Genomic DNA, 12,854 nt, shown 5'->3' with positions numbered 1-12,854 from the left:
CAGCGACGTTTGTTAGATAGACGACTGGTCATTTATAGTTCAGACAACCGAGATGAGGACGGCCACCATGATCGAGATCATCAGCCCGAATCAGCGCAGGATCGCCCTGAACCATGGCGGCGGTCGGATGCCGGCCCTCGGATTCGGGACGTCGCTTTCCGACAACACCAAGACGCGAGACGCGGTCCGGGCCGCCGTCGAGGCGGGGTTCCGGCACCTCGATACCGCGGAGCGGTACCGCAACGAAGCAGAGGTCGGTGCCGCGCTCAAAGAGCTGTTCACCGACGGCACGATGCGGCGCGAGGACCTTTTCGTGACGACGAAGCTGTGGAACAACAACCACCGGCCCGAGCGGGTCCGGCCCGCGCTGCAGGCCAGCCTGGGCAGGCTAGGGCTGGAAGCGGTCGATCTGTATCTGGTGCACACGCCGTTCGCGTTCGCCCCCGGCGACGACCAGGACCCGCGCGACGCCCACGGCGCCGTCATCTACGACGACGGGGTCACGCTGGAGGAGACCTGGACAGCAATGGAAAGCCTTGTCGACGAGGGACTTGCGAGGGCGATCGGCCTGTCCGATATCGATGTGGCCGGTACCCGCCGGGTGGTGAACGGCGCGCGAATCAAGCCGGCGGTCGTCGAGGTCGAGTCACACCCGTATCACCCGCAATGGGAACTGCACGAATATCTGACCGAGCACGACATCACCCTGCTGGCGTTCGCGTCGCTCGGGCACGCGCTCGAGCCACGCTTGCTCGACGACCCGCTGGTGGTGTCGCTGGCGCAGCGATTCGGAAAGACGCCCGCACAAGTGCTGTTGGCTTGGGGAATTCAGCGCGGCAGTGCTGTTCTCACCGGATCCGTCAACCCGGCGCGCATTCGCGAGAACTTCGACGTGACCGCGCTGCCCGAAGCGGCGATCCACGAGATCAACGAGCGTCTGGTGACGCGCTACCGGTACAACTCCGTGGTGGACGCGGGTGAGCCGGGCTTCGCCGAAGTGCCCTCGGGCAGTTGAGAATTCGGCGTTATACGGCGTCGATCATGCACAACGCTCGCTCGAACAGGTGCACCGTGGCCGCGTGAAGTTGGTCGCCGACCTCCTGCTCGGCCTTGCCGGCGCACGCGCGGGCCAGCGTCCCCTCGATCACGATGCCCAGCTTGAAACAGGCCAGCACCGTGTACCAGTTGATGTGCGTCAGGTCGCGAGTGGTGTTGGCCGCATAACGCTCGAAGAGCTCGTCGGTGCTGGCCAACCCCTCCTGCCCGCCGAGGGCGTGGCTGAACACCGAGGTCCCGTCCGGCTGGCGCCAGGTGGCCAGCAGCCAGCCGAGATCCAGCAGCGGGTCGCCGATCGTGCACATCTCCCAGTCGACGATCGCGACGACATCAGGCCCGGTGCGCGAGAACATCACGTTGGCCGCGTGGTAGTCGCCGTGCATGATGCCCGGGCTCCAGGCCGCCGGGCGGTGGTGTTCCAGCCAGGCCGCCACCTTCTGGATCCCCGGGATCTGCGGCCCGGGGTAGCCGTCGTAGTCGTTGTAGGAGTCCAGCTCGGACAGCCAGCGCGGGACCTGGCGTTCGAGGAAGCCCTCGGGCTTGCCGAAGTCGGCCAGGCCCACCGCGACGTGGTCGATGGCACCCAGCCTGGCCAGCGCGTCGGCCATCGAGAGGCCCATCCCGTGGCGCACGCGGGCGTCGCCCGCGTGCAGCGGCAGCAGCCCCTCGCCGGCGTTGAACCCGTCGACCGGGTCCATCAGATAGAACACGGCGTCGCCGAGCACGCTGGTGTCGTCGCAGACGGCGATCAGGTGCGGGTGCGGGACATCCGAACCGGCAAGTGCCGCTAGGACTTTCGTCTCGCGCAACATCACGCTGTTGCTGCGGGGCCGCAGGTGCCGCGGCCCGCGTCGCAGCACGTAGGGGCGACCGGACCGGGTGAACCGCAGCATCACGTTCTGCGTGCCACCGGTGACGCCGGAGATGTCCTCCAGCGGTCCCGCACCCAGCCCCTGCCGAGACATCCAATCCGCGACGGCTGCTAACTCGACCTGCTCCACGTGGTGTGAACCTACATCGTGGTCCGGTGCAACCTGTGGGGCGTCTGGGAATGGGCTTGGGTTGGCCTCCGCCGGCTCCCCGCGCCGGCGCGGCCTGGAAGACTAGTGAACGCAACCGACTATCAGGCTGGGAGGGAAGTAGCGATGCCGCGCACCGACGACGATTCCTGGGACATCACTCAAAGCGTGGGTGCCACCGCGCTCGGGGTTGCCGCCGCCCGAGCCGCGGAGACCGAGAGCGAGAACCCGCTCATCAACGACCCGTTCGCCCGGGTGTTCCTCAATGCCGCCGGCCACGGGATGTGGAGCGTCTATGCCGATCCCGCCGTGAAGGCCAAGCTGATCGAGGCGGAGCCGGAGGTGCAGGACCGGCTCCAGCTGATGGTCGACTTCATGGCCACCCGCACGGCGTTTTTCGACGAGTTTTTCCTCGGCGCGGCCGACGCAGGCGTGCGGCAGGTGGTGATCCTCGCGTCGGGTCTGGATTCTCGCAGTTGGCGCCTGCCGTGGCCGGACGGCACGGTGGTCTACGAGCTGGACCAGCCGAAGGTGCTCGACTTCAAGGGCACGACGCTGCGCGGGCACGGCGCGAGCCCGGCCGCGCGGCTGGTCAACATCGCGGTGGACCTGCGCCAGGATTGGCCAAAGGCGTTGCAAGAAGCTGGATTTGAGGCGTCGGCGCCGAGTGCTTGGTCTGCTGAGGGGCTGGTGCGCTATCTGCCGGCACAAGCCCAGGACCTGTTGTTCGAGCGCATCGTCTCGCTCAGTGCGCCGGGCAGCTGGCTGGCGTCCAATGTTCCCGGCGAGGGATTCAGCGACCCCGAGAAGGTGCGGCGGCAGCGCGAGGACAACCAGCGTATCCGCGCGACGGCCGCCGAGCTGATCGACGCCGAGATCACGGATTTCGATGATCTGTGGTACCCGGAGAAGCGCACACCGGTGGACAGCTGGTTGCGTGAGCGCGGCTGGGACGTGTTATCGGTGAGCTTCCCGGAGTTGATGGCCCGCTACCACCGCACCATCCCCGAAGGTGCCGAGGACGCGATGCCGCCCACCCAGTTCATTTCGGCGCGCCGGGGGTGAAGACGATCCGCCGGTCGGATTCGGTTTCGTTCCACGCGGTTCCGACATCGGCCAGCGGCACGGCGCGGGTGTCGAGCCGAAAGTCACCGCCGCTGATTTTGGTGGCCAGGCCCGGAAGTTCGGCCAGGATGTCGCGGGTGGAAACGGATCCTTGCCCGCTGCCGACGATCTGCAGTCGCACGGCTCTCAAGGCGGCGGAAGGGATTTCGGCCGTCGCACCCGCCACCGAGCCGATCTCGATCCAGGCGAGCGGCCTGCCGCGGTCGGACCGGTTGCCGGCGATGCCGGCCATCAACTCGGCCGTGATCGGGCCCCACAGGTAGTCGATTACGACGTCGACGTCGCGCGCCGTGTACGCGAGTTCCCTTATCGCAGCCGCGGTGTCGATCCTGACCGTGATGTCGGCTCCCAGGTCGGCGAGGGCAGCCAGCCGCCGCGCGTCGCGCCCAGCACCGATGACCTGTCCGGCGCCCAGGCGCTTGGCCACCTGTACGGCCATCCGCCCCGAGCTTCCCGTGGCACCCAGGATCAGCGCCGTCTGGCCTGGTTCGAAGACGATACGTCGGCGCAGGGCGATCCACGACGACATCAACGGATTCATGGCCGCGGCCACCAGTACGGGGTCGGCGTCGTCGGGGAGCACGACGCTGCGGCGCGCGTCGATCACGGTCTGTTCGGCCATCGCCCCCATCGTCGTGTCGGGAAGCACGAAGTAGCGCAGCGTGCCATCGGGGGCGCGTCCCACCCCGTCGATGCCCGGGACCAGCGGAAGCTCGCCCGTGCTGGTGTAGTGGGACCCGTCGGCCTGTGACCGCACCCGGCGGTGCAGGCCGGATGCGACGACGTCGACGAGCACCTCGTCGCCGGTCCGCGGCGTCGGGGTAGGAATCTGCCGATAGCCGGGCGGGCTGTCGAAGCTGGTGACGACGGCGGCGTACATGGCGGCCCCTAAGGTCCGGGATTTAGTTGGTAACACGAACTGAAATAGATCGTATTACCAACTATTGCAAGTTATGATTTCCGGCATGGGAATGGTCGACGACCTCAGGGATGGTCTAATACAGACGTCGTTCACGGTGATCGCGGCGCTGAGTCGCGTTGCCGCTGAACAGGATCTGTCACTGACGCAACTGCGGATGCTCGGGATCCTGCGCGATCGAGAACCCGCGATGGCCGAACTCGCCGCGTACCTCGGCCTGGAGCGCTCGACCGTCAGCGGTCTCATCGACCGCGCGGTTCAGCGCGGGCTGGTACGCAAAACTACCGATGCCGTCGACGGCCGTTCGGTGCGCGTCAGCCTCACCGCCGAGGCGCGGAAAATGGAAACTCGCATCGTTTCCGACATCGGCGAACTGCTGGCGCCGATGACCGATCGGTTGAACCCGGGCGAACGGAAGCGGTTGACCGCGTTACTGGCCAAACTCCTCGATCAATAACGCCTGATGGCCGTCGCGACCTCAGCTGTCGTCAGGTTTAGACACGAGTGCAATGGGTATCGCTAGCGCACGGGAATGTTTGTTCTCGAATACAACGGAGGTCACGATGCGTGGTCGCGGAATAATTGGCGCGATCGTCTTGGTGTGGCTGCTCATCGGAGTGTTCGCGGCGTGGCAACGCGACTACTTCAAAACTGGGCAAACTGATTGCGTCACAGCCGGAAACATCGCGCTGACCGTGGTCGCAGGTCCCTTGAACTACGGCGGGGTCAACCCCAAAGTCAAGGATTGCCATGTACCGCAGCCCAGTTCGATGCCCAGTGACCTAGAAAATCTCATGCAAAGGAAGGCGTCATGGTCGTCTTAGGCGTTGTCTTGCTCATCCTCGGATACATCTTCCACATTCCGATCCTGTGGACGATCGGTATCGTCCTGCTGGTCATCGGGGCGATCCTGTGGATTCTCGGTTCGGTGGGCCGTCCGGTCGGGGGCAGGCGGTACTGGTACTAACTGCACCAACGTCAAGAAGAAGGTCCCGCGACTGCCCGGCAGCCGCGGGACCTTCTTCACAGGACACGCATAGGTATGCCATAGCGTCGGCCCAGTGACGCGCGGATACTGGAAGGTGTGACGACGCCGCCCCGAACCTCCGTAGAGCGAGTTGTCATGTGCCGTGCGGACGGTAACCCGATCAATGTACTCGTGGTCGATGACGAATCCGTGCTGGCCGAGATGGTCTCGATGGCATTGCGCTATGAGGGGTGGAACATCGCGACCGCCGGGGACGGATCGTCGGCAATCGCCTCTGCCCGCGCGCAGCGGCCCGACGTCGTGGTGCTCGACGTGATGCTCCCGGATATGAGCGGCCTCGACGTCTTACACAAACTCCGCGAGGAGAATCCGCAACTGCCCGTGCTGTTGTTGACGGCCAAAGACGCCGTGGAAGACCGCATCGCCGGCTTGACGGCCGGCGGCGACGACTACGTCACCAAGCCGTTCAGCATCGAAGAAGTGGTGCTGCGGTTGCGGGCGCTGTTGCGGCGCACCGGCGTGACGACGGTCGACAGCGGCGCGCAGCTCGTCGTCGGGGACCTGGTGCTCGACGAGGACAGCCACGAGGTGACCCGCGCCGGCGAGCCAATTGCGTTGACCTCCACCGAATTCGAGCTGCTGCGGTTCATGATGCGCAACTCCAAGCGGGTGCTGAGCAAGGCCCAGATCCTCGACCGGGTGTGGAGCTATGACTTCGGCGGCCGATCCAACATCGTCGAACTCTACATTTCCTACCTCCGCAAAAAGATCGACAGCGGTCGCGAGCCCATGATCCACACGTTGCGCGGGGCGGGCTATGTCCTCAAGCCCGCCCGCTAAGGGACGGCGGGTCTGGTCGCTTCGGTCGCGCCTGTTGGCCGGGCAGCTCGTCGTGCTCGCCCTGGTGTGCATCGGGATCGCCGCGGCCACCGAACTCGCGCTCAACCACCATTTGGTCAAACAGCTCGACACCCAGCTCGGCGCGGCCTCCTACCGCTCGGCGCTGATGTATCCCGAACCCAATCGTGCGGGATGGCATCACGAGCACAACTTTTACCCGCACCCGGGGCCCGGGCCACGATTTCTCGATGCTCCCGGCCAGCCCGCGGGCATGGTGGCAGCGGTCGTCAGCGACGGTAAGACCGTCGACGCCGGCTACCTCACCAGCAGCGGCGCCCGGTCCGCATTGAGCGACAAGGCGCAGTCTCAGCTTGCGGCTATCTCGGCCAGCCGCAAGCCGACGACCGTCGATCTCGACGGCCTGGGCCGCTACCGCGTGGAGGCCGCCCCCAGTCGGCGCGGTGGCGACGTGATCGTGGCGGGTCTGTCGATGGGCGACATCGACGCCACGTTGGTGCGGATGCTGGTGATTTTCGGGATCGTGACGGCCGTCGCGCTGGCCGCCGCGACGATCGCCGGGACGCTGATCACCAAGCGGGCACTGGCTCCGCTGCGTCGCGTCGCCGCGACCGCGCGCAAGGTCGCGGGCCTGCCGCTGTCCCGCGGCGAAGTCGAACTGCCGGTGCGGGTCCCGGAGGCCGACGCAAATCCGTCGACCGAGGTCGGCCAACTCGGGTCGGCGCTCAACCGGATGCTGGACCACGTCGCCGCCGCGCTGGAGGCGCGGCAGGCCAGCGAGACGCGGGTGCGCCAGTTCGTCGCCGACGCGAGTCACGAACTGCGCACGCCGCTGGCGGCGATCCGCGGCTACACCGAACTTACCCAGCGCATGGGCGACGACCGCGAGGCGGTGGCGCACGCGATGAGCCGGGTGGCCTCCGAGACGGAGCGGATCACGCGACTTGTCGAGGACCTGCTGCTGCTGGCACGCCTGGATTCCGGGCGGCCGCTGGAACGCGAACCGGTCGACCTGTCCCGGCTCGCGGTCGACGCCGTCAGCGACGCGCACGTTGCCGGGCCGGATCATCAGTGGGAGCTTGACCTGCCCGAGGAGCCGGTGCTGATCACCGGCGACGCGGCGCGGCTACATCAGGTGTTGACCAATCTGCTTGCCAACGCCCGGATCCACACCGGCGCAGGGACGGTCGTGACGACCCGGCTCAGCGCCGAACCGACCGAGAGCGTGCTGCAGGTGATCGATAACGGGCCTGGCATTCCGCCCGCGCTGGTGTCGGAGGTCTTCGAGCGGTTCGCCCGTGGTGACACCTCGCGTTCCCGCAAGGGTGGCAGCACGGGGCTGGGGCTGGCGATCGCGTCGGCGGTCGTCAAGGCGCACCACGGGACTATCGCGGTGGCCAGTTCGCCGGGCCGCACGGAGTTCACGGTGCGGTTGCCACTCAACGGGTGGCAACCGCCCGCGGAACCCCGTGGATCAGTCGGCTAAGGGCAGTTCACGTCGATTTCGAACGGCTTGTTCACCGGCTGCAAAGGGTTGGCCATGTCCACACCGGTGGCCGTTCCGGTGATCTTGTAGCTGTTGCCGTCCTTGGTGGCCGAGGCGTTGCCCCCGCCGCCGGCCGCGGCATACGCGAGCGTCACGCCATTGACATTGCCCAGCCCCACGGACGTCACCTTGGGCGGGTTGGCGTCGGTGAGGACGGCAGCGATGCCTGTGGCCGCCCCGCCGATCGCGATGTTGACGTTGCCGCCTGCGGTCGTGCAGACAACCGAACCGGAGACGTTCTGGTCCTTGCCGTCGATGATCACCTTGGTGCCGCCCCCGGCCGCCGCCGCGCTCGTGGTGGCCGGACTGCTGCTACCGGTCGAATTCGACTTCTTGTCCGAACAGCCGGAAATACTCACGGCCAAAATAGCCGCCGCCGCCGCGGCGATCGTCAGTTCTCGCTTCACCTGTGCTCCTTTGCCGATGTAGCGGTCCTCCGAGCATGAAGGGCCTGTTGGGCAGTATGCGGGTTAACTAGACCGAAGATCCAGAGCCCGGAGCAACTGATTCTGCGTTCGTTGGTCACTTGACAGAATTCGGCGGAACGTTTCGATCGGGGGCGTGTTAATGGCACTGTATTGCCGTGAATCACAAACCCCCCACCGCGGCGATCGAGTCGGCACATGGTGACCATCGTCTGCCGTTCCACGACACCACCGACTTCGACAACGCGGACCGCGGATTCATCGCGGCGCTGTCACCCTGCGTCATCAAGGCCGCCGACGGCCGGGTGGTGTGGGACAACGACTCCTACTCCTTCCTCGACGGCCAGGCGCCGACGTCGGTGCATCCCAGCCTGTGGCGGCAATCGATCCTGAACGCCAAGCAGGGTCTGTTCGAGGTGGTGCCCGGCATCTATCAGGTGCGCGGCTTCGACATTTCCAACATCAGCTTCGTCGAGGGCGACACCGGCATCATCGTCATCGACCCGTTGGTCTCCACCGAGGTTGCGGCCGCCGCGCTCGACCTCTACCGCGCCCACCGCGGCGGTGACCGTCCCGTCGTTGCGGTGATCTACACGCACAGCCACGTCGACCATTTCGGCGGCGTGCTTGGCGTCACCTCGCAGGCCGACGTGGACGCCGGCAAGGTGGCCGTCCTTGCGCCGGAAGGCTTCACCGCGCACGCGGTGCAGGAGAACGTCTACGCCGGTCCCGCGATGCTGCGTCGCGCGACCTACATGTACGGCAGCATGCTGGAGCGCGGACCTCGGGGCCAGGTGGGCTGCGGGCTCGGCCAGGCTACCTCCAACGGCGAGGTGGCCATCATCGTCCCGACCATCGACATCCGGGCGACCGGCGAAAAGCACACCATCGACGGTGTGGAGATCGAATTCCAGATGGCGCCCGGAACCGAGGCACCCGCCGAAATGCATTTCTATTTTCCGCGATTCCGCGCGCTGTGCATGGCCGAGAACGCGACACACAACCTGCACAACCTGCTGACCCTGCGCGGCGCCCTGGTGCGTGATCCGCATGCCTGGTCGGGCTATCTCACCGAGGCCATCGACCGCTTCGCCCAGCACACCGACGTCGTCTTCGCCTCCCATCACTGGCCCACGTGGGGAAGCGAGGGCATCGCCGAATTCCTTGGACTGCAACGGGACCTGTACGCCTACCTGCACGACCAGACGCTGCGCCTGCTCAACCAGGGCTATACCGGTGTGGAAATCGCCGAAATGTTCCAGATGCCGCCGGCTCTGGACCAGGCCTGGCACGCCCGCGGCTATTACGGATCGGTCAGTCACAACGTCAAGGCCGTCTACCAGCGATACATGGGCTGGTTCGATGGCAACCCGGGCCGGCTGTGGCCGCATCCCCCGGAGGCGCTCGCGCCCCGCTACGTCGACGCGATGGGCGGCATCGACCGGGTCGTCGAGCTTGCCCAGAAGGCTTTCGACTCCGGGGATTTTCGCTGGGCGGCAACGCTTCTGGACCACGCGATATTCACCGACAGCGAGCACGCCGCGGCCCGCGCGCTCTACGCCGACACTTTGGAACAGCTCGCCTACGGCGCCGAAAACGCGACGTGGCGAAACTTCTTCATGAGTGGGGCCACCGAACTGCGCGAGGGCAACTTCGGCACCGCGGGCCAGGTCACGTCGACGACCATCATTTCTCAGCTGTCGCCGGAGCAGATCTTCGACAGTCTCGCGATCGCTGTCAACGGACCGCGCAGCTGGGACCTCGACCTGGCCTTCGACTTCTCGTTCGAAGATTCGGGCGCGAACTACCGGCTCACGCTGCGCAACGGTGTGCTGGTCTACCGTGAGAGCCCGCCCCACTACGCCACGGCAAACCTTACGGTCAAGCTGGCCAACAAGATTCGGCTGCTGCAGGCGTCGTTCGGAGACTTCACCTCACCCGGGATCGAGCTGTCCGGCGACGAGTCGGCACTGCAGTCGCTGATCGGTGCGCTGGACCGCCCGAACCCGGAATTCAACATCGTGACGCCCTAGGCAATCCCGGCGAAAGCCGCGTCAGGCGACGTCGATCACGACCTTGCCCAGCACCTTGCGGTCGGCCACATACCGCAGCGCCGCCGCGGTTTCCGCCAACGGGAACCGCGCCCCGATGTAGGGCCGGACGGTGCCGGCCGCGAACAGCTGGGCCAGTTCGTCGTCGTCGCGGACGGCCTCGTCGGGGTAGTCGCCCGCGAACGTCCGGATCTCCATGCCCCGCACGCGAAGATCTTTCAGCATCACGAGGTTGAGCGGGATCTTCGGGATAGTGCCCGCCGCGTAGCCCAGGGTGACGAAGGTGCCGCCGCGGGCCAGGCCGCGCAGCGCCGGTTCCGCGTACGGGCCACCGACGGGGTCCAAGACCACCCGCGCGCGATCGCCCGTCAGTTCCCGGATGCGGATTTTCAGGTCTTCCCGGTCGTAGTCGACGGTGGCCTCGGCACCGCGCCGCCGGCAGAGTTCGAGTTTCTCCGGGCTCGACGCCGCGGCCAGCACCCGGGCCTTCATCGCCACCGCCAGGTCGACGGCGGCCAGCCCCACACCCCCCGCCGCGCCCAGCACCACCACCCAATCACCCTCAGCCACGGCGGCAGTCGAGCGCAGCGCGTAATACGCGGTGCGGTAGGTGACGCCGAAAGCCGCGGCCGACGCATAGTCCGCGTCGCCGGGCACCGGCTGCGCCTGGCTCGCGTCCAGCAGCGCCTGCTCGGCGAACGCCCCGAAGGTCGTGCCGGCCACCCGCTGCCCGGGGCTGAACCGCGCCCCCGCACCGGCGGCGATGACCTCGCCGGCGATCTCGTTGCCGGGTATGAACGGCGGCGGGATCTTCACCTGATACTTGCCGGCGATGAACAGCACGTCGGGAAAGTTGACGGCCGCCGCGTGCACCCGCACCAGCAGCTGGCCGGGCGCGGGAACCGGGGGATCGACGTCCGCGATGACCAGATCCTCGGGCGTGCCGTAGGCGTGACAGACAGCTGCGCGCATCAATTGAACCCTAGCCCGTTGAGACAGAACCGGACCACGTGTGCGATGTCGTCGGGGCCCGGCCGGGCCGCCGAACCCATGAAGCGGCGCATCGTCGCGGCCGTGCAGCAGAATACCGCCCCGACGTCGCGATCCACATCGCTACTGCCCAGCGCCGCAACGGGTTCGACCAGCAGATCCCGCAGCGGCCGCATCATCTCCTGGTCGACCGCGCCCCAGCTGGTGCCGGTCGACATCTGACCTGCCGCGGCGCGGCTCTTGCGGATCAGGTCGGGCTCGGCGACCTGGGCCAGGGTGCCCTCGATCCAGCGGGCGATCTTGTCTTGCGGTGTCGATTCCTTGGCCATCTGATGCTGCAAGTAGGACACGACGATCGCCACGCCGCGTTCCATCACCGCGAGGATCAGCTCGTCCTTGCCGGCGAAGTAGCGGTAGAACGCCTTGTTCGACGAGCCGGCCTCGGCGACGATGTCACTGACCCGGGGCGGCTCGGGAGCGACGCGCTCCATCACCCGCACCGCCGCCGCCAGGATGCGCTCCACCTCCTCGGTGGCCTCCCGTTGTCGGTCGTCGAGCGCGCGTTCGACGGCGGCGGCGACCCTATTGCTCAACGAGCTCACCGTATTTGGCGTGGACGGCCGCGCGCCGGACGTCCAGCATCTCGCTGGGCCAGTCACCATCTTCGGCGGCGTAACCCTTGAGCAGCATCCGGGCTAGGTTGACCTTGTGCGCCTCGGTAGGCCCGTCGGCCAAGCCGAGCGCGATGCCGCCGAGTAGCACGTTGACCAGCGGCAGCTGGTCGGTGAGCCCGAGCGCGCCATGCACCTGGATCGCGCGCAGCGCAATGGATTTCAGGACCTGCGATGCCAGGATCTTGCACGCGGCGATCTCGGCTCGAGCCGCCCGCTCGTCGCCGTTGTCGATCAGCCACGCGGCGTGCAGCACGGTCAGCCGAAACGGGATCAACTCCGTGTACGAGTCGGCGACGAATTCCTGCACCAGCTGCTTGTCGGCTAGCGGGCTGCCTTGCGTGAAGCGGCTTTTCGCGCGCCGGGACATCATGTCGACCGCGCGCTGCGCCATGCCGATCGACCGCATCGCGTGATGCAGGCGACCGCCGGCGAGTCGGGTCTGCAGGATCAGAAATCCCTGCCCCGGCTCCCCGAGCAGCGCGTCCGACGGCACCCGCACGTCGTTGTAGTGCACCAGGGCATGCCCCGGCTCGTGCGGGTCGGCTCCGACCAGGTGGTGGTTGGCTTCCAGGACCAGCCCCTCGGTGCCGGCCGGGATCAGGAACGTCGATGCGCCGGTGTGCACGGGGACGTCGGGGTCGGTGATCGCGACGACGATGAAGAAGGAGGCGACGGAAGCATTGGAGGAGAAGTACTTTCGCCCGGTGATGACCCAGTCCCCATTTCCCGAGCCGTCGCGGACCGCGCGGGTGGTGAAGACGCGCGGGTCGGCGCCGCCCTGCGGTTCGGTCATCGAGAAGCAGGAAAAGATCTCACCGGACAGTAACCCGGCCAGGTAGCGGTCCTTCTGCTCCCGGGTGCCGAACCGGGCGATGATCTCCGCGTTGCCGGTGTCGGGCGCCTGCGTCCCGAACACGATCGGCGCCCACGGGCTGCGGCCCAGGATTTCGTTGATCAACGTCAGCTTGACCGCACCGAAGCCCTGGCCGCCGAGTTCCGGCCCCAAATGCGGTGCCCACAAGCGATTGTCGCGGACCCGCTGCTTGAGCGGATCGACGATCCGACGGCGCTCGTCGTTCAGCGGCAGAAACTCGCAGCCCGGGAAGAGCGCCTCCAGCGGTTCGACTTCCTCGCGGACGAACTCACGGATCCAGTCCAGCTTCTTTTCGAACTCCGGCTCGGTGGAGAAGTCCCAACTCATTC

General features: G+C 66.9%; 14 protein-coding genes. 8 read left to right on the top strand and 6 right to left on the bottom strand.

Annotated elements, in window-relative coordinates:
• The first annotated feature begins 52 nt into the window (after positions 1-52).
• Entirely contained in the window at positions 53-1,015 is a 963-nt protein-coding gene (locus MSG_RS23935; protein WP_197705008.1) for an aldo/keto reductase, read from the top strand.
• 10 nt (positions 1,016-1,025) lie between these two features.
• Here MSG_RS23935 and MSG_RS23930 read toward each other — a convergent pair whose 3' ends face one another.
• Positions 1,026-2,021, bottom strand: coding sequence for a phosphotransferase family protein (locus MSG_RS23930; RefSeq protein WP_096444778.1), 996 nt, complete (start codon positions 2,019-2,021; stop codon positions 1,026-1,028).
• Between the two features lie 180 nt (positions 2,022-2,201).
• On the opposite strand from MSG_RS23930, the gene MSG_RS23925 reads away from it, so the two are divergent.
• A complete protein-coding gene (locus tag MSG_RS23925) occupies positions 2,202-3,140 on the top strand; it encodes a class I SAM-dependent methyltransferase (protein ID WP_096443595.1) in 939 nt (312 codons plus the stop codon).
• Here MSG_RS23925 and MSG_RS23920 read toward each other — a convergent pair.
• Positions 3,118-4,080 (bottom strand): quinone oxidoreductase family protein, encoded by a 963-nt coding sequence (locus MSG_RS23920; protein ID WP_096443593.1) that lies wholly within the window; start codon positions 4,078-4,080, stop codon positions 3,118-3,120. The two genes, MSG_RS23925 and MSG_RS23920, sit on opposite strands and share 23 nt — an antisense overlap.
• Positions 4,081-4,171: 91 nt before the next feature.
• On the opposite strand from MSG_RS23920, the gene MSG_RS23915 reads away from it, so the two are divergent.
• From MSG_RS23915 to MSG_RS23895, 5 genes are all read left to right on the top strand, one after another.
• Positions 4,172-4,576, top strand: coding sequence for a MarR family winged helix-turn-helix transcriptional regulator (locus tag MSG_RS23915; RefSeq protein WP_232011116.1), 405 nt, complete (start codon positions 4,172-4,174; stop codon positions 4,574-4,576).
• Positions 4,577-4,682: 106 nt separating this feature from the next.
• On the top strand, positions 4,683-4,943 hold the full coding sequence (locus MSG_RS25755) for a hypothetical protein (protein WP_096444777.1): 261 nt from the start codon (positions 4,683-4,685) through the stop codon (positions 4,941-4,943).
• Positions 4,931-5,086 (top strand): DUF6131 family protein, encoded by a 156-nt coding sequence (locus tag MSG_RS23905; protein WP_096443589.1) that lies wholly within the window; start codon positions 4,931-4,933, stop codon positions 5,084-5,086. The genes MSG_RS25755 and MSG_RS23905 overlap by 13 nt, the downstream gene beginning before the upstream one ends.
• Before the next feature lie 156 nt (positions 5,087-5,242).
• A complete protein-coding gene (locus tag MSG_RS23900) occupies positions 5,243-5,947 on the top strand; it encodes a response regulator transcription factor (protein WP_096443587.1) in 705 nt (234 codons plus the stop codon).
• A complete protein-coding gene (locus MSG_RS23895; RefSeq protein ID WP_197705007.1) occupies positions 5,925-7,451 on the top strand; it encodes a sensor histidine kinase in 1,527 nt (508 codons plus the stop codon). Before MSG_RS23900 ends, MSG_RS23895 begins: the two co-directional genes overlap by 23 nt.
• Here MSG_RS23895 and MSG_RS23890 read toward each other — a convergent pair.
• Positions 7,448-7,918, bottom strand: a complete 471-nt coding sequence (locus MSG_RS23890) for a lipoprotein LpqH (RefSeq protein ID WP_096443585.1) — start codon at positions 7,916-7,918, stop codon at positions 7,448-7,450. The genes MSG_RS23895 and MSG_RS23890 overlap by 4 nt on opposite strands.
• 170 nt (positions 7,919-8,088) lie before the next feature.
• Between MSG_RS23890 and MSG_RS23885 the strand changes: the two genes are divergently transcribed.
• On the top strand, positions 8,089-9,969 hold the full coding sequence (locus MSG_RS23885; RefSeq protein WP_096443583.1) for an alkyl/aryl-sulfatase: 1,881 nt from the start codon (positions 8,089-8,091) through the stop codon (positions 9,967-9,969).
• Positions 9,970-9,990: 21 nt separating this feature from the next.
• Here the strand turns inward: MSG_RS23885 and MSG_RS23880 are convergent, their stop codons facing one another.
• Genes MSG_RS23880 through MSG_RS23870 form a run of 3 tightly spaced genes read right to left on the bottom strand, consistent with a single transcriptional unit; the run spans position 9,991 to position 12,852 of the window.
• A complete protein-coding gene (locus tag MSG_RS23880) occupies positions 9,991-10,959 on the bottom strand; it encodes an NADPH:quinone oxidoreductase family protein (protein WP_096443581.1) in 969 nt (322 codons plus the stop codon).
• Positions 10,959-11,579 carry a TetR/AcrR family transcriptional regulator gene (locus MSG_RS23875; protein WP_181159189.1) on the bottom strand — a complete coding sequence of 207 codons (621 nt, stop codon included), beginning with the start codon at positions 11,577-11,579 and terminating at the stop codon, positions 10,959-10,961. The genes MSG_RS23880 and MSG_RS23875 overlap by 1 nt, the downstream gene beginning before the upstream one ends.
• Positions 11,560-12,852 (bottom strand): acyl-CoA dehydrogenase family protein, encoded by a 1,293-nt coding sequence (locus tag MSG_RS23870; RefSeq protein WP_096443579.1) that lies wholly within the window; start codon positions 12,850-12,852, stop codon positions 11,560-11,562. Before MSG_RS23870 ends, MSG_RS23875 begins: the two co-directional genes overlap by 20 nt.
• Positions 12,853-12,854 lie beyond the last annotated feature (2 nt).

It is taken from the genome of Mycobacterium shigaense (assembly GCF_002356315.1).
In the GTDB taxonomy this organism is placed as follows: Bacteria; Actinomycetota; Actinomycetes; order Mycobacteriales; family Mycobacteriaceae; genus Mycobacterium; species Mycobacterium shigaense.
The sequence above is the reverse complement of the archived record's forward strand: the minus strand, read 5'-3'. Positions and strand labels throughout refer to the sequence as shown.